Below are 23,057 nucleotides of genomic sequence, written 5' to 3'. Positions count from 1 at the left end.
TAGCCGGGCGCGTCGCGAGAATAATGCTCAAGCGGGAACCGGGATCAGTGCCGCTGCGGCGACCGGGACAACGCGGCTGCGCGCTGCGGCGGTGCGCTCGGCCCAGTCGATGATCTCCATCCGGCCGTCGGGGTGCTCGAGCAATGCCGTGCAGCTCTCCACCCAGTCGCCGTCGTTGTAGTAAGTGACGCCGGCGAACTCGCGGATCTCGGCCGAGTGGATGTGGCCGCAGATCACCCCGTCGACGCCGCGGTCCCGGGCGGCGTGGGCGACCGCCTCCTCGAACCGCGAGATGAAGGCGACGGCGTTCTTGACCTTCTTCTTCACGTGCGCCGACAGCGACCAGTAGGGTAGGCCGAAGCGCCGCCGTACCGCGTTGAAGACGACGTTCAGCCGCAGCAGCAGCGCGTAGGCACGGTCGCCGAGGAACGCCAGCCAGCGCGCGTACAGCACGACGCCGTCGAATTCGTCGCCGTGGAGGACCAGCAGCCGGCGTCCGTCGGCGGTGACGTGGATGACCTCGGGCAGCACCTCGACGCCGCCGAAGTTGAGTCCGGTGAAGTCGCGCAGCGCCTCGTCGTGGTTGCCCGGGATGTAGACAACGCGGGTGCCCTTGTGGGCCAGCTTGAGGACGCGGCGGACGATGTCGTTGTGCAGCGGCGGCCAGTACCAGCCGCGCTTGAGCCGCCACCCGTCGATGATGTCGCCGACCAGGTACAAGGTCTCGGGCTGCACCGACTTCAGGAAGTCGAGCAGCAGCACCGCATTGCAGCCCGCGGTGCCGAGGTGGGTGTCGGAAATCCAGACGGTGCGGGGACGCAGCTTGCGCTTGCTCCCGTCGTCGCCACCGTCCTCGTCGTCGACCCACGACGGTTTCTGGGCCAGCGGCGCTACGGCCGCGATGCGGACCAGTTGGTCCAGTGCTACAACTGGTTGTGAAGCCATGCGCCGGTCGCCCGCTACCTCGCCTGAGGGGCCACTATATGTTGTTTGTTACAACTTGAGGGGCTTGGCTGGCCAAGTGACCTAACGGCATCGAGTGATGCCCAAAAGCCTCACGGATAGCGGACGACGGCCGCCTCCGGTTCGCCGGGCAGCGGGATGAACTCGCTCTCCTCCGGCACCTCCGCGAACCGGCGGGCGCGCCAGTCGGCCTTGGCCTGCTCGATGCGGTCCCTGGAGCTCGACACGAAGTTCCACTCGATATGGCGCGGTTCGGGGAAGGGCTCGCCGCCGACCAGCATCAGCCGGGTCGCGCCGACCGCCTGCAGGACGATCTCGGCACCGGGCTTGAACACCACCAGCTCGCCGGTCGCGAAGCCGCCGGTCTGGCCCGCGACCGCGACCGCGCCGGAGACGACATAGACCGCCCGTTCGACGTGCTCGGTGCCGAGCTGGTAACGGGTTCCGGGCGCCATCGCGATGTCGACGTAGACCATGTCGGAGAAGGTCGCGACGGGGGAGCGCAGCCCGTCCGAGGCTCCCGCAACCACGGTCAGCGCAACGCCGCCGGCTTCCGCCTTGGGGATCTCGTGGGCCTTGTGGTGGGCGAAGGCGGGGGCGGTTTCCTCGTGCGCGACCGGCAGCGCGATCCACGTCTGCAGCCCGAACAGGTCGCCGCCATGCGCGCGAACCTCGGGCCGGGTACGCTCCGAATGGACGATGCCCGAGCCCGCGGTCATCCAGTTGACCTCGCCCGGGCGGATCGCCTGGACCGAGCCGACGCTGTCACGGTGCATGATCTCGCCGTCGAACAGGTAAGTGACCGTGGCCAGCCCGATGTGCGGGTGCGGGCGAACATCCAGGCCGTGGCCGCTGGTCAGCGTCACCGGGCCCATCTGGTCGAAGAAGATGAACGGCCCGACCATGCGGCGCTGCGCCGAGGGCAAGGCGCGGCGCACCGTGAAGCCGTCGCCGAGGTCCTTCGTCGGCGGCACGATGACCATGTCGACGCCGTCGATCTCGCTCGCCCGGACGGTCATGCGCGAACTCCTTCGCTATGTCTGCTGCGGCCCCTGGCCGGGTGTGCTGTGCCCCCGGGACGGGCGCTTCATGGTCGGGGCGAGAGGATTCGAACCTCCGGCCCCTGCCTCCCGAAGACAGTGCTCTACCAGGCTGAGCTACGCCCCGACGATGAAGAGCGGCGGCTATAGCGGCGGGCGGTGGCACGCGCAACCCGCTAGCGTCCTCAGTGTGGGATCGCGAACGGCGGGGTGATCCCGAAGTGCCCCGGCAGCTTGATCTCGCGGGTCTTGAGCGGCAGCGGCACCTCTGTCGTGCCCCAGCGCAGCTTTGCCCCGACCTCGAGCGTGCCGATATCGACGTCGGTGATCGCGCCGTCGACGATGGTCAGGCGCACCGCGTTCACCGTCGCGACGAACTCGACGATGAACTCGAGCGGGAACTTCAGAGTGCCGATGCTCAGCGTCAGTTCGGGGTCGACCGAGACCTTCATCGGGTGCTTGCCGACGAACATGCGGGTGGTGTGTGGCGGCGGATATTTAGCAGGATCGCCGTAGCCGCGCAGCTCCATTGCCTTGCCCCAGCCTTCGACCAGCAGCCCGACGAGGTCCTTGTTGCAGGCCTTGCGGACGCCGCCGTCGACGGCATCGCCGAGCCGGGTCAGTGCCTTGCCGAGCAGCGCCGCGTCGGGGCGTTCGGCCGCCTTGGCGTGGACGACCTCGTCGACCGCGCCGCGGGTGTCGGCGAGGAGGCTGCTCAGCAGGATCGGGCTATCGGCCATCGTCGGTCTCCACTTTGTCGATCGGCAGCGCGGGCTCCGAGACCTCGGCGGTGCCGGCGCGGGCTTCGAGGGCGATCAGCGGGAGCGCACCGGCCAGCCCCTCGGCCTCGGTCGAGCCACCGAACCTGGGGACGCCGAACACCAGCCGGGGCGTCAGGAACCACCACAGCGCTCCACCCGCCACCGCTGCGACGGCGAGCGCAGCGACGATGTAGGGCCAGATCCCGCCGGTGCCGGTGCCGGTGCCCGTGCCCGTGTTCTTGTCGTTGCCCGGGCCAACGTCGGATGGCCCCGCAACTGCCACCGTGACATCCAGCCGGTCGCTGCACGCGAAATCGCCTGCTGCTGGTGTTTGCTTGAGCACCGTTCCGGGAGATTGGGTCTGCGAGACTTCGTGGGTCACGCCGATCGCGGGCGCGTGTCCGCACGCCTTCGCCACGGCATTCGCCCAGTCGGTCACGGCGGCGAGGTCGTGGTCGACCAGGTCGGGAAGTGAGGGGATCGGGGGCGGTGCCGGCCCGCGCGACGTCCACGCCGTCACCGCCATCCCGCAGGTGAACACCGTTGCTGGCGACGGCGTCTGGCCGTCGAACGCGCCTACCGGCAGGGTCGATTCGCGACTCGTCCGGGCAACGGTTAGACCGCCCGGGCAGCCGTCCGCCGCATGCTGGAGCGTGTCGATGCCGGCCTCGGTGTCGAGGTTGCCGACGTAGATGACGCTGACCGGGCTCTCCTGCGGCACCGCCACCGTCAGCGTGATCCGCGTCGCGCAATTGATGCGCGTGCCAGCCTGCGGGTCCTGGCTCAGCACCGTGCCGCGAGGGCGATCCGATGGTTCGTTCGATGCCGCAACGGCAAGCCCGTGGCCCTGGCAGCGATCCCGGGCGTCGGCCTCCAGTCGGACGACGTCGGCCTTTCCGCGCAGCTCCGGCATCAGCCACGCCTCGACCTGCCCGAGCGAACGGACGATCGTCACCCCCATCCCACAGCGATAGACCGTCGCGGGCGGCGGCGACTGGCTGACAAACGCCCCGGGATCGGAGGGGGCATGGCGCTCCTGGTTGTCGATCTGGAGTTCCTGGTCGCACTTCCGGGCAACCTGCTGCGCCAGCGCGTGCCCGCCATCGACGCTGAGGTCGCCGACCAGCAGGTCCGGCACCTCCCGCGCCGCCGCCGTCCACACCGTCACCGGCATGCCGCACTCGTAGACGGTCTCCGGATCGGGCTGCTGCCCGTCGTACTGGCCCGGCGGCCGGCTCGACGGCCGCTGCAGCCGGGAGACCGAAAAGCCGGAGCCGCACTTCTGCGCGACGCGCGCCTCGAAGCGCGGGATGCGATTGATATTGCGGAAATTGTCGACCAGCAGCGGCTGCTCTCGCGGCGGCGTATACGTGTCGATGATCACCGGCGGCGTTTCGCGTGGCGGCTGCCGGTCGGGCGGCGACGACGGCCCCTCCGACAGCTGCACCAGGACGCCGCGGCCGCAGCCGACCGTCTGGCCGTATGCCGGGACGCTCGGCCCCACCATCGCGCCGCGCTCGAGGTTCGAGGCCACGTAGCGCGTCGAGACGCGGAACAGCCGCAACCCGCAGGTTCTGGCGACATAGGTCTGGAAGCTCGCGCGGAGTTCCTGGGTGCTGACGTCGCCGACGGTGAACTGGCGGGGTGCCGATGGCGGCGGGACGGTCGCGCGTCCGGCCGCGATGGCGGGGCTGACCCTCGTCGTCCGCTCCGCATCATACCGGCTGGCCGCAGCGCCCGGCGCTCCGGCCAGCAGGGCGAGGCAGGCAGCGATCAGCAGGCGCGCGCCGAGCATCGTCGAACCCTCCGCAGCTTACCCGCCTCTTAACATCTTGAGCGGGTTACGGCGAGCGCTTCAGCCTCCGGAGGCTCCCAGCAAGTCGGCGCGGCGGACGAACTTCTCGCGCGGGCTGCCCGGCCTTGCAGCGGCGACCTCGGCGGCGTCGATGCGCTGCCAGTGGGCGAAGGTCGTCGGCACGATCCCGCGACCGCCGAGCAACGCGTCGAGGCCGTCGCTGCCGGCCTTGCCGGACGGCACGACCTCGGCCGCGATGCGCTCGATCACCGCGAAGGCGTCCGGCCGGTTGGTGCCGATCGTGCCCGACGGTCCGCGCCGGGCCCAGCCGGTGGCGTATAGCCCGGCCTCGATCCGCCCGTCGCTGTTCAGGAAGCGCCCGGCGCGCTCGTCGTAGGCGACGCCCTCGATCGGCGAGGTCCGGTAGCCGATGCAGGTGACGATCAGCCCGCAGTCGATCGACCGCATTTCTCCGGTGCCGACCGCCATGTCGCCGTCGAGCCGCGTACCCTCGACGATCAGGCGGAGGTGGTCGCCGGCCTGCTCGACCGCGACCGGGCGGGTCAGGAAGTCGAAGCGGATCGCCAGCGGCTTGCCCTGAGCTTCCGTGGCCGCGAACGACCGCAGGTGGCCGACGGTCTTGCGCAGCCCCGGCTCCAGCGCCGCGTCGCCGGCGGCATCGGGCAAATGCTCGGCGTGCACATAGGGCTGCGCGCGCGCGAGGTGCCCGAGCTCGCCCATCTCCTTCGGCGTGAAGCTCGCCTGGTAGGGGCCGCGCCGGCCGATCAGGTGGATGCGCTCGATCTTGCTGTGCTCGAGCACCTCGCGGGTGTGGCGGACGATGTCGGACGCCCCCAGCTCCTCCGGTGTCTTGGCGAGGATGCGGGCGACGTCGATGGCGACGTTGCCGTTGCCGATGACGCAGGCGCCCGGGTGGCCGAGCGGCACCTCGAGGTCGGCGAAATCGGGGTGGCCGTTGTACCAGCCGACGAACGCCGACGACCCGATCACCCCGGGCAGGTCCTCGCCCGGTACGCCGAGCGGCCGGTCGAGCGGGGCGCCGGTGGCGAGCACGACCGCGTCGTACAGCCCGAGCAGCTCCGGGATCGTCACCCCCGCATGGCCGTTCTTCGGCCCGACCTCGACATGCCCGACGAAGCGCACCTGCGGCAGCACCGCGGTCGCGGCATAGCGCTTGTCGACCGCCTTGATCGACTGGTGGTCGGGGGCGACACCCGCACGGATCAGGCCGTAGGGCGTCGGCAGCCGGTCGATGATGTCGACATGGACACCCTCGCCGAAGGTCTTGACCAGCCCCTCCGCGGTGTAAAAGCCGGCTGGACCCGAGCCGACGATCGCGACATGCAGCATGAAGCTCTCTCCCCGTGCCCTTTCTACCCGTCGTGCGGGCGAACGCCAGCACCGACGGGCGAGGGGGCGTGGGTCAGTGCGCGATCACGTCGCGGACATGCGCCCCGAAGGCGTTGGCCTCGGCGGCCGTCGCGCCCCGGTACAGCGTCCACTCCGCCAGCCGCCGGCAGAACAGCCCGCCCAGGAACGCGCCCTTGCCGAACGACCACACCGCGAAGCCCTGCAGCAGGTCGGCGGGCCTTGTGACCTGCTTCGTCCGGACCGCGCCCGCCAACGCCGCGATGCTCGCGTCGCCAGTCAGAGTACCCGGTGCGCTGCCGCTCATGTGAAGCTTGCGGAGCGTCGATGCGCCTAGGCTGCCGGTGTTGAAGTTGAACGACACCAGGGCATCGAACTGTGCCTGCCCGGCGTCGGGCCGCATCAGAGCGCCGACCTTCGTCTCCTCGCCGGCAAGGTCCTCGGCGAGCATCGCGATCGCCCGTAACCGGCTGATGCCGCCCGGGAACTGCGCGAACGCCGCCTTGCGGTCGCCCATCCCCTTCAGCAGGTTGCCGGTCTGCGGGTCACGGAGCGCGCGGCCATAGCCGATCGTCCACACCGCCACCGGGTCCATGTACGGGTCGAAATTCACCGTCGACGGGTCGCCGTCGGGCAGGCCCTCCCACGCGGTCACCAGCGCGGTGCACTCGGGACTTATCCTCATCGCGTTTCCCCCGTCGATGGCCCGCCGTGCCTATAGCATTTCGCGCCTCGCCCCGCACCTGCTCACCCGCGCTCTCGTGCGTGGCGTCGAAGCGCTCGCCCTGCTAAAGCCCCGGAATGACCGCACCGCTCGACCGCATCCGCAATTTCTCGATCATCGCGCACATCGACCACGGCAAGTCGACGCTCGCCGACCGCCTGATCCAGGTCACCGGCGGCCTCAGCGCGCGCGAGATGAGCGAGCAGGTGCTCGACAACATGGACATCGAGCGCGAGCGCGGCATCACCATCAAGGCGCAGACCGTGCGCCTCGACTACAAGGGCCACATCCTCAACCTGATGGACACGCCCGGCCACGTCGACTTCGCCTACGAAGTGTCGCGGTCGCTGGCCGCCTGCGAAGGCGCGCTGCTGGTCGTCGACGCGGCTCAGGGCGTCGAGGCGCAGACGCTGGCCAACGTCTACCAGTCGATCGAGCACGACCACGTCATCGTCCCCGTCATCAACAAGGTCGACCTGCCGTCCGCCGAGCCCGAGCGGGTCAAGCAGCAGATCGAGGACATCATCGGCATCTCGACCGAGCATGCGGTCCTCGCCAGCGCCAAGACCGGCATCGGCATCGAGGCGGTCCTCGACGCGATCATCGACCAGATCCCGCCGCCGAAGGGTGACATCGACGCGCCGCTGAAGGCGATGCTCGTCGACAGCTGGTACGACCCCTATCTCGGCGTCGTCATCCTGGTCCGGGTCATCGACGGCTCACTCCGCAAGGGCCAGCAGATCGTCATGATGGCCGAGGGCACCCAGCACCTGGTGGACCGCGTCGGCTGCTTCCGGCCCAAGATCGAGCTGCTCGACACGCTCGGGCCGGGCGAGATCGGCTTCATCACCGCGCAGATCAAGGAAGTCGCCCAGACCAACGTCGGCGATACCATCACCGACGCGAAAAAGCCCGCTCTGCAGGCGTTGCCGGGGTTCAAGACCGTGCAGCCGGTGGTGTTCTGCGGGCTGTTCCCGACCGACGCCGCGGACTTCGAGAAGCTGCGCGACAGCCTCGGCAAATTGCGCCTCAACGATGCGTCGTTCTCGTTCGAGACCGAGAGCAGCGCCGCGCTCGGCTTCGGCTTCCGTTGCGGCTTCCTCGGGCTGCTCCACCTCGAGATCATCCAGGAGCGGCTGACCCGCGAGTACGACCTCGACCTGATCACCACCGCGCCGTCGGTGGTCTACAAGCTCCTGCTCCGCGACGGCACCACCAAGGAGCTGCACAACCCCGCCGACATGCCCGACCCGTCGACGATCGAGATGATCGAGGAGCCATGGATCGAGGCGACGATCTTCGTGCCCGACGAGTATCTCGGTAACCTGCTGAAATTGTGCCAAGACCGCCGCGGCATCCAGAAGAACCTGACCTATGTCGGGGGCCGTGCCCAGATCGTCTACGACCTGCCCCTGAACGAGGTCGTGTTCGACTTTTACGACCGCCTCAAGTCGATCAGCCGCGGCTACGCCAGCTTCGACTACCACCAGATCGGCCACCGCGAGGGCGACCTCGTGAAGATGACGATCATGGTCAACTCGGAGATCGTCGACGCGCTCAGCATGATCGTCCACCGCGACGCCGCCGAGGCCCGCGGCCGCCACATGTGCGAGCGCATGAAGGACCTCATCCCCCGCCACCTGTTCAAGATCCCGGTCCAGGCCGCGATCGGCGGCAAGGTCATCGCCCGCGAGACCATCGCCGCGATGCGCAAGGACGTGACGGCAAAATGCTACGGCGGTGACATCAGCCGCAAGAAGAAGCTCCTCGACAAGCAGAAGGAGGGCAAGAAGCGCATGCGCCAGTACGGCAACGTCGACATCCCGCAGGAAGCGTTCATCGCGGCGCTGCGGATGGGCGACGCGACCTAGCGCGTCACCAGGATTCGAGTTTCAAACCCGGAACGTCGCGGAAGTCGGCGCCGTTCAACGTCGCCAGCGTCAGACCGTGGGCCAGCGCCGTCGCGGCGATCATCCGGTCAATAACGCGTGGCCGCGAATATCCGACCGCCTCGACGATTAAACGATAGGCATCGGCGCAAAGGTCGTCAAAGACTAGCACCGTTACCCGTGCCAGCAACATATCGAGTGCGCGGCGGCGACGGGCCGCGAATTCAGCGGTCCTGACGACGCCGTTCTCCAATTCGACTCGGCCCACCATCGAGAGGAACGGCCGTTCCGGAAGCTCGGCGAACCGGTCTAGGATCGCCGGAACACCGTCGCGCAGCGGAATCGCGACACTGGTGTCGAGCAGATGTGCCACGTGTCAGAGGCCGGGGCGGTCGGGAAATTCAATCGGCTCGCGGACCTCGACATCGCCGATCGGCCCGAGCGCTCGCAAGGCCTCGACCAGTTCGATGACCTTGCGGCGTTCCTCCGCGGGATCATGCACCGGTACGACGGTCAGGACATTGCCACGACGCTCGATCCGCATCGCCACGTCGGGGCCGATGCCGAGCGCCTTCGGCAGGCGCAAGGCGACGCTGTTGCCGCTGACGAAAGTCTTGGTTTCCAGTGCGGCCATGGTTTGTATCTACGGTATATACGGGGGGCTTGCAACGGGCTGGCGTGATTGACAATCCAGCCGTAAATCAGGCAATTAAGACGAGTTGAGTTCGGGGGCGGGGCAATGCGAATACGTTTAATCGGCGCGGCCGTGGGGCTGTCGCTTGTCGCGCAACATGCAGCGACCAAGGAACTCGTCCCCGCCGACTCAGCGAACACGTTGACACACGGCATGGTGCAAATGAATTTGCATATCGGGACCACCACGCAAACCGATGTCGCTGAAGCATTTGGATCGCCCAATATTATGACGATCGACGGTCTTGGCCAAGAGGTCTGGATTTACGATCGACAGGCCACCGTCAGCTCGTCGTCGGCCTCGGGGTTTTCGATCGGGATGCTGGTCGGCGGTGGCGGCGGCGGTGCTGGCGGGGGCGCTGGATTGGGCTTTGGGTCAGCAAAGAACAAATCGATCCAAACGCAGCGGACTATGACATTGATCATCAAGTTTGGATCCGACAAGCGTGTCATAGACTTCAAGAGTCGCAGTAGCTCGTTTTAAGGTGGCAAAAATGAACAAGGCAGCGGTCGTAGCTTTAATCGCGATCACTATCGGGGCAGATATGGCGGAAGCTAAAAAGCCGCCAGAAGTCACTGGTCTTGAACTTCAACAGATTCAAGCTCGGGACATTGAGGCTACTACCGATGTCGTTTTCTCGGCTGTCATGACTGTTTTTCAAGACGCTGGATTTCGAATTCTTACAGCTGACAAATCAACAGGACTTATCTCGGCACAATCATCTAACAAGTCTAAAACGACTTATAATATTTGGTATGGCCTTGGTAAGAAAAAGACTGTTCCAATTGTGTCTGCATTTATCGAGTCACGCGGCCCAAATATGACACGCGCTCGACTAAGTTTCGTAATGTCGACTGGGAAAAGCCGGAGCATTCTTACGGACGAAGAGCCCGTGACTGATCCGGCAGCCTATCAAGATGCCTTCGAGAAAATACAGAAAGAGGTTTTCACGCGGCAAGCCCTCAATGCTCAAACACCTGCTGCCCCCCCGACCACGGCAGCAAGCACGGTGCCCATCCATACAGCGCCGCAAGTGCCGCCGGGACCAGTGCTTGTGGCTCCGCCATCAGGCGCAGCCGCATCAAAGGCTGGCGACCCCCACTAAGAGCTAGAAACTCTGCGATACCGTCAACGCCGGCCCGCTCCCCGGGTCCGCGTTGCCCACCACCCGAACCCGGTAATCGACGCTGGCGCGGAGGTGCAGGCTGTCGACGATCACGCTCAGTGTCGGGCCGATGTCGAAGCGGTCGACGATGGTGCCGGCGCGTTGCCAGCCCGACCAGATGCCGATGCCGCTCTCGAGGCGCAGGGCACCGCGCACGGCGGCCCTGAACACTCGCGCCTGGACGCCGGCGACGAGGTCGCGGCGGCGGGCGCCGACGACGGCGGCCTCGCCGTAGCCGTCGGCGATGAGCGGCCCGATGCGCCGGGTCGCGCCGCCGGCCAGCCGGACCGTCCATGCCGAGCGGCCGCCGGCGGTGATCGCGACCAGCCGCTCGACGCTCACTGTCGCGCCCGCTCCGGCCCGCCAGCGCAGGCCCAGCGCGGCCTGCTCGGTGTCGGACTCGCCGTCGATGCGGAGCCCCTGGGTGCGCGCGCCGATGGTCCGGACGACGGCGTACAGCGGGTGGTTGGCGAGCGGTGTGGCGGTGTAGCTGAAGCTGCGGCCGCCCTGGCCGCCGCCGAGTACCGGCGTCGTGCCGAGCCCAGCGCCTCCGCTGCCGCGCAGAATGACATAGGCCTCGTTCGACCAGCGCCGCGTCAGCTGGCGCAGCGTCCGCTGCCACGCCGGGGCGTTGTCGGCCGTCGGGTCGGCCGCGAGCGCGGCGGCAAAATGCGCCGCCGCGGCGTAGCGATCGCCCGCGGCAAGGTCGGCATAGCCCGCGGTCGCGAGGGCGAACCCGCTCTGCGGCGCACGCACGGGGAGCAGCGGGCCGAGCGTGCCGATGTGCAAGGTTTCGGGGGATGTCGTGCCTTCGAGACCCGGGAGCAGGCCGGGAAGTGCCAACGCGTCCGCGGTCGTCTCCGGCTCGGTCGCGAAGGCGGGCGCTCCGGTCCGCACGATCTCGTCATGCTGGCGAACGCCAGCACCGACGGCACTCACGAGCTCGAACGGCCGAGTATCTGACGGTAGTAGGTGCTGGCGTTCGCCAGCATGACGCGGATGAGGGGGCGGTCTCGTCATCGGCTGCGCGACCGCCGACACCATGTCTTCCCGGTCCGGTGCTCGGGCGGGCGCGACGGCTGCAAGCGCCAGCTGCTGGCCGGTCTGCGCCTCTGCGGAGGCGACATCGCGGCGCATGCCCTCGATGACGGCGGGGATCCGCCCGATAACCCACCCGACAGTCCCGGCGCCGAGCAGCGCCAGGCAGCCGAGCGGGCCGATTTTCATGGTCCGGGAAAGCGGTGCGCGGTCTTGTCCGAGCTCAGGCGTTCACGTCCGGCGCGGATCGCGGCATAACGCTGGACGGCGCGCCATGCTGCTAACGCATTGATCCAGTTGCTTATTACCGTCCGTGGGGCCGAGCGGACGCCCTCCCGCCAGCCGTGGACGCGGGTGGTGCAGCCAGCGCGGACGGTGAGCCGCCACAGCAGCACGGCGGTGGTGAAGCGCAGCGTCCAGTCGAGCGCGCTCCCGGGTTCGACTAAAGGTGCGAATAGGCCCGCTACGGGCACCATTCCGACCATTGCCGCGTCCGCCAGCACCAGCACGGCAACCCCATAGCCGCCGATGCCGAGCAGCGCCGCGACGATCGCCTTGCGGTCGCGGAGCAGCATCAGGCGATCGACCCAGCTACCCTGCCAGCCGAGCCGGTCCCAGCCGTGCAGCGCGATGCCGAGCAGCCAGCGCGTCTTCTGGCGAACGGCGGCGTCGAGGTCGCGGGGGAAGTGCTCGCGCGTGGCGACGATGCCGCCGTCGGCGCGCGCCACCCGGGCCAGCGCGGTGCGCCCGCCGAGGCGCTTGATGCGCAGGCCGAGCTCATAGTCCTCGGTCAGGCAGGCGGGGTCGAACGGCCTGCCGCCGGCCGCGTCGGCAATGCGCCCGAGGACGCCGCGCTCGATCGCGCAGGCGACCCCGGCGCTCGGCACGGCGGCACCGAGGCCCTCGCGGATGACGACGTCCTTCAGGTGGTTCTCGGCGAACTCGTCGAGGTAGTGGCCGCTGATCCAGCGCGAGCCCCGGTCGACGAGCGGGATCACCGGTAGCTGGACCATCGCCAGCCGGGGCACGAGATGGTCGAAGACGCGCAGCTCGAGCGGGTCGACGACGTCCTCGGCGTCGTGGAGGACGAGCGCCTTGAAGCGGCGACCGGACCGCGTCTCCGGTATTATGTAGCAAACGCACCAGCCGAATGATAGATGTAATCATCGGCGTAGCGTAATGTCGTCATATGAAAGACGACCCCGTTCTCTACGGTCTGCTCGCCAGACGCGCCGCAATGGCAGGCGAGATTGACGCCCTCCGCGAACAGCTCGGCGTCCTGCTCAGCGGCCTCGACCACGTTGATGCGACCATCCGCATCTTCAAGCCCGACATAGACCTAGAGGACTTGCCCTCGCGCCCCATACCGCCGCCTAGCGCGGCCTTCCGTGGCGAGGTGCAGCGGTTCCTGCTCCACACGCTCAGGAACGCCCCTGAGCCGATGAACACGCACCAACTGGCGGTAGCTATCATGGAACAGCGGCGGCTCAATACCGCAGACCGGGTGCTGTTCAAGCTGATCTCGCAGCGCACCGGGCACAGCTTGAGCAAGCTGCGACGGGCGGGACTGGTGCAGTCTGAGCGGTTCTCGACGGGGGCGCTTCTGCGGTGGCAGGTAAAGCGAGAGACCCTGAATGAGTAGCCGGCGGTCGCATCCGACCGCCGGCCCTTTCATCACTCGTGGATGGGCGAGCTTGCCGAGCCACGCATCAAAGTGATGCCGTACAAAGCATCGCTCTTGGCCACGTACGCTTCACTCGACACGGCAATAATCTTGCCGTTAGATGCGACGTAACGCCAACGCCACTGCGAGATCGTATCGCGGTACAGATGGTAATAGTTCATGGGGGTGTCCAATATGTCAAAATTTGAAAAGTACGTTGTGACCTATCGCCATGACGATGCCGAATGGCACTTAGAACTCGCGGCTACGAGCTACGATGATGCTCGCCGTCGACTTGGCCAGCTTTCGCTAGCGCGAGTCGACGGTATCAGTGTAGCTAAAATCCCGGCGGCTCTAGGGCCACTCGCAGCGCTCGCGGCATTCGCGAGAAACGCGCTGGCTGGTCAGGCCAGATAGTGTTGCATCAAGGACTCATTGCCTGCTCCCTCTTATCGAGGGCTGCAAATTCTGTTGACGCTACGGCCACCAAGCTCTAACCGAGAATGGTGATCACAACCCAACGGCGCTTGCAGCCGGTGGACACGAACTGACCCCCGGTGTTGACGCACCGGGGGTTTTCCTATGCGTCCATACCGAGAACGACGCAAGCTGTGGTGTCTTTGAATCTGTATTTTGTCTACAAGTTGCGGATCAGCGTTGCTTCGCAGCAACTATTAAAGATGTCCTTATATCCCGCGCTGCCAATACCCCTTCCACTGCCGCGACACGCTAGACGCCATTGCTGCGGTGACAACCATTTCAAACTGGGCGCCATTGGAGATGCGGCGGTTGTTCTCGCGCCATGCCATCTCGCCAGCATAAGCGCTCAGGTACGCCCCGGCGATGCTGTGGTGCGTCCCGATCTCAGCACGGCGAAGGCGGCTAAAGAAGCTTTCCGCCATGTTCGTGCAAGCGATACCGTCTGAGTAGTTGACGCTGTGGTTGATGCGGCGGGCGTTGTAACGACCGTGCAGCACGTCCCAATGCGAAGCCTCGTCGGCATGGATGGTGGCGCTGGTGGCGACACGAGCGTTGACGGCGGCGACACCCTGGGCCTCAGACTTGCCGATGTAGGTAAGCGATCGGCCATGGCGCTCGCGCATCACGACAACCGACTGGCGAAGGCCCGTCTGGTTGGCGAGCAAGCGGCGGTCCCGACGATCGACCTTGCGGTTAGCAGGCTTCACATAGCCGCCAAAGTACGCGCCATCGATCTCCACGATGCCGCTCAGTGTGGCCGTAGCCGTCTCAGCGATCATCGCCTCGCGCAGCTTGTGTGACAGCACAAACGCCGTTTTGTACTGCACGTCGAGGTCGCGGCTGACCTGCAGCGCAGACACGCCCTTAGCACCGTTCACAAAGATCGCGACGGCGGCGAGCAGGTCCGTGAACGACAGCTTGCGGCTGGCGAAGATCGTGCCGCTGGTGACGCTGTACTGGTGATGGCAACCGACGCACTTGAACTTGCGACGGCTGGTGATGCTGTACGCCTCGACACAGCCGCAACGCGGGCAAACGGGGTCGCCGCCCGTCTCGGTCCAACGCATCTCGCAGAACGTCTGATAGGCGTTGTCCTCGCCCATGCGGAACACAGCCTTGAGGCTAAGGGTGCGGGCCTTGGCGGAAAGGAGGAAGTGCTGAGCCATTGTCATCGTATCCAGTGCTTATGCATCGGATATAGTGGCAATCATGCACTCTATGCAAGGGCAAATGCATCGCGTATGGTGGCATTTGCGACGAATGGAGTGCGGGTATGGCCGAAGCGACAGATTGGGAGGCCCGTGTGAAGGGCATGTTGAAGGCTGAGCTGAAGCGGAAAGGCGTGTCCTACAACCAGCTTGTCGAGAAACTGGCGGCTGTCGGCGTCGTGGACTCTGAGCCGAATATCCGCAACAAACTGGCGCGGGGTAAGTTTACAGCGGTGTTCCTGGTCCAATGCCTAGAGGCTATCGGAACGTCATCTTTGCGGCTCTCGGATGGCTGATACTAGGGCAAGGCGAACAGTGCCGGGCCGCCAATAAGCATCACCATCACCAGCAGGCCGCCGCTACGCCAGCGACCATTCCAAAGCCGCCAGACGCCCCACCCGCCGACAGAGCAAAGCAAGAGTGTTACCCCGGTAGCGGCATAGGGGTTCCCTGCGACGCTATCAGCGCTCAGGCGACTGTTGATCAAGCCCGAGATGCGGACAAACAGGCTGCGACGGTTTGGTGGCAATTTGGAGTGAGCACTGCCACGCTCGCCGCCGCCTTCGCCGCCGCGTGGTTCGCTAAGCGCGCCGCCGATGAAACTAAACGGGGCGCCAACGAGGCGGCTCGAAGCGCCGATGCCGCCTACCAAGCCAACCGTCCTTGGTTGATGCTCAAACCTCCAAAGATTTGCTTCATCCAAGTAGACCCTAAGGAGCCCAAGGCGCGGTTTATTGTTATTAGAAGCCCCGTCGAGGTTCGGAATTTTGGCAACTCTCCTGCATTCAGGATTTCCATCGGATATGCGATTAGCCTGGACCACAAGACTGCGGCAGCAGTTGCTAAGTCTCAGGTTTTTGAAAACCACACTGCTCTGAAAAAGAGTGCTATCTATGCGAGTGGAGAGTTCACTGATATTGGTCTCTATCACTTTCTTGGACTTAAAGTCCCAGAAGACTTCACTCGGTCCAACTTTATAGAGAACCCTGCGAGTTGGGTTATATCCCTTTATGTAGGATATCATTCCATCACGGGAGACAACTACTATACTGGAGATCAGTTTCAAGTTACCGGCATTGTCAATCACAGCACCGCCGAAATTGAATGCACTATCGTTAACGTATTCGGGGGCGGCTTCAGCGAGGCCACTTGACGGCAACATACCGCATATGATGGCAAAAGCCACCGCGGCCGATTGCCAACGCCTACGCATTGGTGCGTTTGCTACATAATACCGCGCGTCTCGTCGGCGACGGCGGCGCGCCACAGGTGGTTGAGGCAGTCGGCCTTGGTGGTCGGGCCGGGACGGGTGCAGGTGACGATGGTGATACATTGGTCGCGGACGCCCGCGACTTCGGCCTGCGTCGCCGGGTCGTTGGGATAGACCCCGACGAAGACCCGGTAGTCCGGGTAGTCGAGGCCCGCGACCAGCGCGCGCAGCATCGGGCCAATGACGGCGGCCTCGTCCCACGCCGGCACCAGGATCGCCATCGCGCCGCCGTCGCCGCCGAGGCGGTCGGCTTGGGCCCGGGCGTGGTGGCGGTAGACCGTCACCCGGCGCCACGCGAGCCGGGCGAAGAAGGCCGCGTCGACCGCTAGTCCGTCGAGGCTGGAAAGCGCCAGCCCGGCCGAGACGAAGGCCAGCGCCTCGCGGGTTGCTCCGTGGAACGCCGCGAGCGCGTACAACGCGCTCATGGCGATCAATCAGCCCTCGACCGGGCTCGTCGGACGGTCTGTATCGAGCTCGTGCACCTCGATGACTCCGCGCGCGACGTTCGACCGGGTGCGACCGTAGAAGAAATACACGACCAGCCCGACCGCTGCCCAGCCGACGAACAGCTCCAGCGTGTAGCTCGACAGCGAGAAGAACAGGAAGGCGCAGCCGGCGGCGGCGAGCGGCGCAGTAACCCACACGATCGGGGTACGGAACGGGCGGCGACGACCGGGATCGCGAACCCGCAGGACCATGACGCCGATGGCGACGGCGAGGAACGCCAGCAGGGTACCGGAATTCGAGACCTCGGCCAGCAGGGCAACCGGGAACAGCGACGCGAAGACCGCGACGAATACGCCGGTCACCATCGTGATGACGTGCGGCGTCTTGAACCTCGGGTGGATGCGCGACAGGATAGGCGGCAGCAGCCCGTCCCGCGACATGACGAAGAAGATACGGGTCTGGCCGTACATCAGCGCGAGGATGACCGAGGGCAATGCGACGCCGGCGGCGATCGCCAGCAGATTACCGGCCCAGGGGTAGCCGATCGTGCGCAGGACATAGGCGAGCGCCTCGTTCGAGCGCGCGAGATCGCCAGTCGGCTGCGCGCCGACCGATCCGGTCGCGGCCGCGGCGACGAGCATGTACAGCACGGTCGAGACGCCGAGCGCGCCGATCAGCCCGATCGGGATGTTGCGGTTCGGGTTGATCGTCTCCTCGGCCGCGGTCGAAACCGAATCGAAGCCGACGAAGGCGAAGAAGATCGTTGCCGCGGCGGCCGAGACGCCGACCGAGATCATCGAGCCGCTGACGAAGGGATCGGGAATCTCGTGCGCGAAGAAGCCGCGCGGCATGAACGGCGTGAAGTTCATCGACTGCATCTCGGGCAAAGCGAGCGCCAGGAACATGATCAGGGCGAGGATCTTGACCATGACCAGCACGGCGTTGAAGCGCGCGCTCTCCTTGGTGCCGACGACCAGCAAGGCGGACACTGCAAGGGCAATGAACATCGCGGGCAGATTGATCAGGCCGGGGGCCTTGTCGAACGGCCCGTGGACGAAGGTATCCGCGATCCGGACGCCGAAAAAGCGCTCCGCCAGGCCGACCATGTAGCCCGACCAGCCGACCGCGACCGCGCTCGACGCGATGGCGTATTCGAGCACCAGCGCCCAGCCGACGACCCAGGCAATGACTTCGCCGAAGGTCGCGTAGCTGAAGGTGTATGCCGATCCCGACACCGGGATCATCGCGGCGAGTTCGGAATACGCAAGCGCGGTCAGGAAGCAGACCAGCCCGGCGATGGCGAAGCTGACCATCATTCCCGGCCCGGCCTTGGTCGCGGCTTCCGCCGTCAGCACGAAGATACCGGTGCCGATCGTCCCGCCGATGCCGAGCATGGTGAGCTGGAAAGCGCCGAGGCTGCGAGTAAGCGGTTTCTTCTCAGCTGTCGCGAGGATCGCGTCGAGCGACTTGATACGCCAATTGGCCACTAAGTATTCCCCTTGTCGGCGCGGGGTGTTTCACCTGCCGCGCCAGTCCCTGCAGCACAGGGTTGGCGGTTCGGCGGCGCGCGGTCAAGGGTGCCGCCGCACGACGGGGGCACGTCGCCTCTCGCTTCGTCCTAGAAGCGCCGCGACACGCCGAACGCGATCCGGATATCCGGGGTCTCGTGGTTGAGACCGGCATCGACCTCGGCGTCGAGCTGGAGGTTCTTGCCGGCGGCGTAGGCGAGGTTCAGGTCGGTCAGGACCTGAGTGGTGCGGGCACCGGGGTCATCGTCGCGGCTGACCAGCAGCTCGACCCCGGCGGTGACCTTGCCGAGCGCGTGGCTGATACCGCCGACGCCGGTCCATTCTGCGTGGTGGCCGTAGCGCAGCGTGTCGGGCAGGCGATCGACCTCAGGAGTCAGCGCCAGTGTAAAGTCGGCGGGCAGCGGTAGCTGGACCGGCAGCAATATGCCCTCCGTCCAGCCGCCGGCCCCGAAAGCATCGCTGCCGGTCGGCGCGGTGGCGAAAGCCTGGACAGAGACCGAGGCCTTGTCGCCGCCGCCGGGGTTGAGCAGCGACTGCTTGACTCCGAAGATCACGTCGCCGCTGCCGTGATCGCGAGTGACGAGCCCGGTGGCCCGGTCGCGGACGCGCTCGTGGTTGTAGGCGGTCCAACCGACGAAGCCCTCGAGACGGTCGGTGACGCCGAGGCGGACCAGCACGTCGCCGGTGGTGAAGGTGTCGGTGACGCTGTCGTTGGTGCGGTCGTGCTGCCAAGCGCCGAGACCGGCCTCGACGAGGACATGGCCCTTGTCGACGATGCACGGCGGCGTATCGAGGCCGGGCCGGTCAGGACACAGGTCGCGCAGTTCATCCGCCGCGGCGGGGGCGGCGAGCAGCAGGGCGATCCCGAGCAGCAGTGGTTTCATGCCGCTTATGACAACCCCTCGATGCGCCCGTCGGGTCCGAGGCCGATGTGCGCCGCCGCCGGCACGCGCGGCAGGCCCGGCATGGTGTTGACCGTTCCGCACAATGCCACGACGAAGCCGGCACCGGCCGACAGCCTCACCTCCTGGACCGGCAGCGCGAATCCGGACGGGGCACCGACCCGGCGTTCGTCGGCGCTGAACGAATACGGGGTCTTGGCCATGCAGACCGGAAAGTTTCCCGCACCCTCGCCGCTGAAGCGGGCGAGGTCGCGCTCCACACCGGGCGCGAAGACGACCTCGCCGGCGCGGTAGATGTTGCGCGCGACAGTGCGGATCTTGTCGGCGAGCGGCAGATCGTCGGGATAGAGCAGCTTCAACTCCGACGGTGTCTCGGCGGCGGCGGCGACGGCATGGGCGAGGCCCTCGGCACCCTCGCCGCCATCGGCCCAGTGGGTGCACAAATGCGCGTCGACGCCGATGCCCGAGCACAGGTCGAGCAGCCTTGACTGCTCGGCCTCGGTATCCCCGGTGAAGGCGTTGACCGCGACGACCACCGGCAGTCCGAAGTCGCGCAGGTTCTCGACGTGGCGCGCGAGGTTGCCGAAGCCGCGTTCAAGGGCGGCGACATCCTCGCCGGCGAGCCCGTCCTTGGGGGTGCCGCCGTGCATCTTGAGGGCGCGGACCGTCGCCACCACGACGGCACAGTCCGGCTTGAGCCCGGCGGAGCGGCACTTGATGTCGAGAAACTTCTCCGCGCCGAGGTCGGCGCCGAAGCCAGCCTCGGTGACGCAGAACTCGCCGAGCGCCAACGCCGAGCGGGTCGCGATCACCGAGTTGCAGCCGTGGGCGATGTTGGCGAACGGCCCGCCGTGGACCAGCGCCGGCGATCCACCGAGCGTCTGCACGAGGTTGGGCTGGATCGCATCGACCAGCAGCGCCGCCATCGCTCCCGCCGCATCGAGATCGCTCGCAGTCACCTGGGTGCCCGAGCCGGTCCGCCCGACGACGATGCGCCCGAGGCGCTCGACCAGTTCGGCAGGGCTGGCAGCGAGGCAGAAGATCGCCATGACCTCGCTGGCGACGGTAATGTCGAAGCCGGTCTCGCGGGCGAAGCCGTTCTTGCCGTCGCCAAGTCCGACGGTGATCCGGCGCAGCGCCCGGTCGTTCATGTCGACGACACGCCGCCACGTCACTTTCCGCGGGTCGAGGCTGCCCGCAGTGCCCCAGTAAAGCGCGTTGTCGACCAGCGCCGCCAGCAGGTTGTGGGCCGCACCGATGGCGTGGAAGTCGCCGGTGAAATGCAGGTTGATGCGCTCCATCGGCACGACCTGGGCATGACCGCCACCGGTCGCACCGCCCTTGCGCCCGAACACCGGGCCGAGCGACGGCTCCCGCAGCGCGATCACGGTCCGCCGTCCGATCCGGTTCAGGGCATCGCCGAGGCCGATGGTGGTGGTTGTCTTGCCTTCGCCCGCTGGGGTCGGGCTGATCGCGGTAACGAGAATCAGCTTGCCGGCCGCGCGGGCGGCAAGCGCCTCCACGAACGGCGCCGATAGCTTGGCGATGTGCTTGCCGTAAGGTTCGAGGGCATCGACCGGAATGCCGGCACGCTCGGCGATCTCGGTGATCGGGAGTAGGGTCGCGGCTCGCGCGATTTCAAGATCGATCGACATAAATCGGTAGATGCACGTCACTTGGCAGGTGCCGCAAGGGTCATGTCCGTGGCGGCTCGCGGGCTTGGTTGGTGCCGTGGCAGAACCGCCACAGCACCTCATTCTCCCGATAGGTCGCGATCTTAAGTGATTTAAGGCATTGGGGAGCCATGAAAAAACTGACCCCCGTAACGATGCCGCGCACCATACCCTGCGCCGGTTGCCGAGACGGTCGTGGGCTCGACTTTCAGGTCCACATGGCTTTCCAGCCGATCGTCGATATCGTTACGGGCGTGCCGTTCGCGTACGAGGCGCTGGTGCGCGGACCGGCGGACGAGGGTGCCGGTCACATGCTTGCGCAGGTCTCGGAGGCGAACCGCTATGCCTTCGACCAGCGGTGTCGGGTCAAGGCGATCGAGACCGCGGCGCAGTGCGGGTTGATCGAATCCGGCGCGCGCCTGTCGATCAACTTCTTGCCGAATGCGGTCTATTCGCCGGCTGCCTGCATCCAGCTGACCTTGCGAACCGCCGCTGCGACCGGGTTTCCAACCGACCGCCTGATCTTCGAGTTCACCGAGAACGAGGAAATGACGGACCCCGACCATGTCGTCGATATCATCGCAACGTACCAGAAGATGGGGTTTGGAACCGCGCTCGACGACTTCGGGGCGGGTTATGCCGGGCTGAACCTGCTGGCGCGGTTCCAGCCTGATATCGTCAAGCTCGACATGGGCCTCGTCCGCGGGCTGGATGCGAGCCTGTCGCGCCGCATCGTCGTCGACGGGATCGTCAGGATGTGTGACGCGCTCGGCGTGACGGTCATCGCCGAGGGCATCGAGACCGAGGGCGAGGTCGCGGCCTTGCGGGCGATCGGCGTGCGCTACCTCCAGGGCTATTATTTCGCCATGCCGGCGTTCGAGGCGCTGCCGGCCGTCAGCATCGTCGTCTGAGGCGACCGGCGGTCGTCCTGCCGCGGCAACGACCGCTCGTGCGTTTTTTGTACGTTATGATAGGGGTGAGCCCATGTTCGAAGGGATCACCGCACTCGACCTGGCGCGCGCGCAGTTCGCCTTCACGATCTCGTTCCACTTCATCTTCCCGGCGTTTTCGATCGGGCTCGCGTCGTTCCTCGCGGTGCTCGAGGGGCTGTGGCTGTGGACCGGTCGCGAGGTCTATCTCAACCTGTTCAAATATTGGCTGAAAATCTTCTCGATCGCGTTTGCCATGGGCGTCGTCTCCGGCATCGTGATGTCCTACCAGTTCGGTACCAACTGGGCGCAATTTTCCGACAAGGCCGGGCCGGTCGTCGGTCCGCTGATGGCCTACGAGGTGCTGACCGCTTTCTTCCTGGAGGCTGGGTTCCTGGGCGTCATGCTGTTCGGCATGGGCCGGGTCGGCAAGGCGCTGCATTATACCGCGACGCTGATGGTCGCGCTCGGTACCGCGATCTCGGCGTTCTGGATCATCGTCGTCAACAGTTGGATGCACACCCCGCAGGGCTTCGCCTTCAACGCCGCCGGCCAGTTCGTGCCGGTCGACTGGTGGGTCGTGATCTTCAATCCGTCGATGCCGTACCGCCTCGTCCACACCGTGCTCGGGGCGTACCTGACCACCGCGCTGGTCGTCGGCGGAGTCGGTGCGTGGCACCTGCTCAAGGGCCGCCGTGAACCGGGCCACAGCACCGAGGGTGCCAAGGTCATGTTCTCGATGGCGATGTGGATGGCCGCGCTGGTCGCGCCGCTGCAGATCGTCGCGGGCGACGAGCATGGGCTCAACACCCTCCAGCATCAGCCCGCCAAGATCGCGGCGATGGAGGGCAACTACAAATCCTACCCGAATGGCGCGCCGCTGACGCTGTTCGGCATTCCCGACCAGAAGGCCGGGGTGATGCGTGACGCGGTCGAAATCCCGAAGCTCGGGTCGCTGATCCTCAAGCATGATCCGAATGCGCCGCTGCTCGGCCTCGACGCCTTTCCACGAAAGAACTGGCCGCCGGTGCACATCGTGTTCTGGACCTTCAGGATCATGGTCGCGATCGGTTTCGCGATTCTCGGCCTCGGGCTGTTCAGCCTGCTGGCGCGATTCCGCGGTAAGCTGTTCGACTGGCCGTGGTTGCACCGCGCAGCACTTGTCATGGGCCCGGCGGGCTTCGTCGCGGTGATCTGCGGCTGGGCGACGACCGAGAGCGGCCGGCAGCCGTTCACCGTCTACGGCCTGCTCCGCACCGCCGATTCGCTGTCGCCGGTCGGCGCCCCTGCGGTCGCGGCGTCGCTGACGGCTTTCGTGCTGGTCTACTTCGTGGTCTTCGGCATCGGCACTTGGTTCATCGTCAAGCTGATGGGCCATGCCCCGCAGCCCGGCGAGCCCGGTATCCCGGTCGGCGGCCCGACCCGGACCGCGGGCATCACCCCCGCTGCCGGGCACGATCCCGACGCAATCCTGCACCCGGCGGAATAGCGGCGTGGG

The 23,057-nt window shown here is 66.4% G+C and carries 24 protein-coding genes and 1 tRNA gene; 8 read left to right on the top strand and 17 right to left on the bottom strand.

Annotated features, from left to right (window positions below; all coding sequences use genetic code 11):
• Window positions 1-27: 27 nt before the first annotated feature.
• The 7 genes from KX816_14740 to KX816_14710 form a co-directional block, all read right to left on the bottom strand.
• A complete protein-coding gene (locus KX816_14740) occupies window positions 28-945 on the bottom strand; it encodes a UDP-2,3-diacylglucosamine diphosphatase (protein QXQ05483.1) in 918 nt (305 codons plus the stop codon).
• A 110-nt stretch (window positions 946-1,055) separates the two neighbouring features.
• On the bottom strand, window positions 1,056-1,982 hold the full coding sequence (locus KX816_14735; GenBank protein ID QXQ05482.1) for a pirin family protein: 927 nt from the start codon (window positions 1,980-1,982) through the stop codon (window positions 1,056-1,058).
• Between the two features lie 71 nt (window positions 1,983-2,053).
• A tRNA-Pro gene (locus KX816_14730) sits at window positions 2,054-2,130 on the bottom strand.
• A 58-nt stretch (window positions 2,131-2,188) separates the two neighbouring features.
• The gene (locus tag KX816_14725; protein ID QXQ05481.1) at window positions 2,189-2,743 is read right to left on the bottom strand and encodes a hypothetical protein; all 555 of its coding nucleotides are present in this window, start codon (window positions 2,741-2,743) and stop codon (window positions 2,189-2,191) included.
• Entirely contained in the window at window positions 2,733-4,559 is a 1,827-nt protein-coding gene (locus tag KX816_14720) for a PASTA domain-containing protein (protein QXQ05480.1), read from the bottom strand. The genes KX816_14725 and KX816_14720 overlap by 11 nt, the downstream gene beginning before the upstream one ends.
• Before the next feature lie 60 nt (window positions 4,560-4,619).
• Window positions 4,620-5,930, bottom strand: coding sequence for an FAD-dependent oxidoreductase (locus KX816_14715; GenBank protein ID QXQ05479.1), 1,311 nt, complete (start codon window positions 5,928-5,930; stop codon window positions 4,620-4,622).
• A gap of 73 nt (window positions 5,931-6,003) precedes the next feature.
• A complete protein-coding gene (locus KX816_14710) occupies window positions 6,004-6,633 on the bottom strand; it encodes a lysozyme (GenBank protein ID QXQ05478.1) in 630 nt (209 codons plus the stop codon).
• A gap of 116 nt (window positions 6,634-6,749) precedes the next feature.
• Here KX816_14710 and lepA point away from each other — a divergent pair, with 116 nt between their 5' ends.
• The gene (gene lepA, locus KX816_14705; GenBank protein ID QXQ05477.1) at window positions 6,750-8,543 is read left to right on the top strand and encodes a translation elongation factor 4; all 1,794 of its coding nucleotides are present in this window, start codon (window positions 6,750-6,752) and stop codon (window positions 8,541-8,543) included.
• A gap of 4 nt (window positions 8,544-8,547) precedes the next feature.
• On the opposite strand, the gene KX816_14700 is transcribed toward lepA, so the two are convergent.
• Complete coding sequence (locus KX816_14700) at window positions 8,548-8,934, bottom strand: PIN domain-containing protein (protein QXQ05476.1); 387 nt, start codon at window positions 8,932-8,934, stop codon at window positions 8,548-8,550.
• Between the two features lie 3 nt (window positions 8,935-8,937).
• The gene (locus KX816_14695) at window positions 8,938-9,195 is read right to left on the bottom strand and encodes an AbrB/MazE/SpoVT family DNA-binding domain-containing protein (GenBank protein QXQ05475.1); all 258 of its coding nucleotides are present in this window, start codon (window positions 9,193-9,195) and stop codon (window positions 8,938-8,940) included.
• 132 nt (window positions 9,196-9,327) lie between these two features.
• Here KX816_14695 and KX816_14690 point away from each other — a divergent pair, with 132 nt between their 5' ends.
• Window positions 9,328-9,738, top strand: coding sequence for a hypothetical protein (locus KX816_14690; protein QXQ08600.1), 411 nt, complete (start codon window positions 9,328-9,330; stop codon window positions 9,736-9,738).
• Between the two features lie 10 nt (window positions 9,739-9,748).
• Entirely contained in the window at window positions 9,749-10,360 is a 612-nt protein-coding gene (locus KX816_14685; protein QXQ05474.1) for a hypothetical protein, read from the top strand.
• Window positions 10,361-10,363: 3 nt separating this feature from the next.
• Here the strand turns inward: KX816_14685 and KX816_14680 are convergent, their stop codons facing one another.
• Both KX816_14680 and KX816_14675 read right to left on the bottom strand, forming a co-directional pair.
• Window positions 10,364-11,647, bottom strand: a complete 1,284-nt coding sequence (locus KX816_14680; GenBank protein QXQ05473.1) for a hypothetical protein — start codon at window positions 11,645-11,647, stop codon at window positions 10,364-10,366.
• Window positions 11,644-12,588: a glycosyltransferase gene (locus tag KX816_14675; GenBank protein QXQ08599.1), complete on the bottom strand. Its 945-nt coding sequence runs from the start codon at window positions 12,586-12,588 to the stop codon at window positions 11,644-11,646. Before KX816_14675 ends, KX816_14680 begins: the two co-directional genes overlap by 4 nt.
• A 59-nt stretch (window positions 12,589-12,647) precedes the next feature.
• Between KX816_14675 and KX816_14670 the strand changes: the two genes are divergently transcribed.
• A complete protein-coding gene (locus tag KX816_14670; protein QXQ05472.1) occupies window positions 12,648-13,100 on the top strand; it encodes a hypothetical protein in 453 nt (150 codons plus the stop codon).
• A gap of 32 nt (window positions 13,101-13,132) precedes the next feature.
• Here KX816_14670 and KX816_14665 read toward each other — a convergent pair whose 3' ends face one another.
• Window positions 13,133-13,303 (bottom strand): DUF1508 domain-containing protein, encoded by a 171-nt coding sequence (locus tag KX816_14665; protein ID QXQ05471.1) that lies wholly within the window; start codon window positions 13,301-13,303, stop codon window positions 13,133-13,135.
• Window positions 13,304-13,807: 504 nt separating this feature from the next.
• Window positions 13,808-14,767 carry an IS1595 family transposase gene (locus KX816_14660; GenBank protein QXQ08598.1) on the bottom strand — a complete coding sequence of 320 codons (960 nt, stop codon included), beginning with the start codon at window positions 14,765-14,767 and terminating at the stop codon, window positions 13,808-13,810.
• 107 nt (window positions 14,768-14,874) lie between these two features.
• Between KX816_14660 and KX816_14655 the strand changes: the two genes are divergently transcribed.
• Both KX816_14655 and KX816_14650 read left to right on the top strand, forming a co-directional pair.
• Window positions 14,875-15,105, top strand: coding sequence for a hypothetical protein (locus KX816_14655; protein QXQ05470.1), 231 nt, complete (start codon window positions 14,875-14,877; stop codon window positions 15,103-15,105).
• Between the two features lie 239 nt (window positions 15,106-15,344).
• Window positions 15,345-15,962 carry a hypothetical protein gene (locus tag KX816_14650; GenBank protein QXQ05469.1) on the top strand — a complete coding sequence of 206 codons (618 nt, stop codon included), beginning with the start codon at window positions 15,345-15,347 and terminating at the stop codon, window positions 15,960-15,962.
• A gap of 71 nt (window positions 15,963-16,033) precedes the next feature.
• On the opposite strand, the gene KX816_14645 is transcribed toward KX816_14650, so the two are convergent.
• The 4 genes from KX816_14645 to KX816_14630 form a co-directional block, all read right to left on the bottom strand.
• Complete coding sequence (locus KX816_14645; GenBank protein QXQ05468.1) at window positions 16,034-16,504, bottom strand: glycosyltransferase; 471 nt, start codon at window positions 16,502-16,504, stop codon at window positions 16,034-16,036.
• A gap of 9 nt (window positions 16,505-16,513) precedes the next feature.
• Complete coding sequence (locus KX816_14640; protein ID QXQ05467.1) at window positions 16,514-18,013, bottom strand: amino acid permease; 1,500 nt, start codon at window positions 18,011-18,013, stop codon at window positions 16,514-16,516.
• A gap of 131 nt (window positions 18,014-18,144) precedes the next feature.
• A complete protein-coding gene (locus KX816_14635; protein QXQ05466.1) occupies window positions 18,145-18,939 on the bottom strand; it encodes a transporter in 795 nt (264 codons plus the stop codon).
• Window positions 18,940-18,944: 5 nt separating this feature from the next.
• The gene (locus KX816_14630; protein ID QXQ05465.1) at window positions 18,945-20,612 is read right to left on the bottom strand and encodes a formate--tetrahydrofolate ligase; all 1,668 of its coding nucleotides are present in this window, start codon (window positions 20,610-20,612) and stop codon (window positions 18,945-18,947) included.
• Window positions 20,613-20,848: 236 nt separating this feature from the next.
• Here KX816_14630 and KX816_14625 point away from each other — a divergent pair, with 236 nt between their 5' ends.
• Both KX816_14625 and KX816_14620 read left to right on the top strand, forming a co-directional pair.
• A complete protein-coding gene (locus KX816_14625) occupies window positions 20,849-21,541 on the top strand; it encodes an EAL domain-containing protein (protein QXQ05464.1) in 693 nt (230 codons plus the stop codon).
• A gap of 73 nt (window positions 21,542-21,614) precedes the next feature.
• Window positions 21,615-23,048 carry a cytochrome ubiquinol oxidase subunit I gene (locus KX816_14620; protein QXQ05463.1) on the top strand — a complete coding sequence of 478 codons (1,434 nt, stop codon included), beginning with the start codon at window positions 21,615-21,617 and terminating at the stop codon, window positions 23,046-23,048.
• Window positions 23,049-23,057 lie beyond the last annotated feature (9 nt).

The organism is Sphingosinicellaceae bacterium, assembly GCA_019285715.1.
In the GTDB taxonomy this organism is placed as follows: domain Bacteria; phylum Pseudomonadota; class Alphaproteobacteria; order Sphingomonadales; family Sphingomonadaceae; genus Glacieibacterium.
Note: the sequence above shows the minus strand (reverse complement) of the source record. Positions and strands in the feature narration are given on the sequence as shown.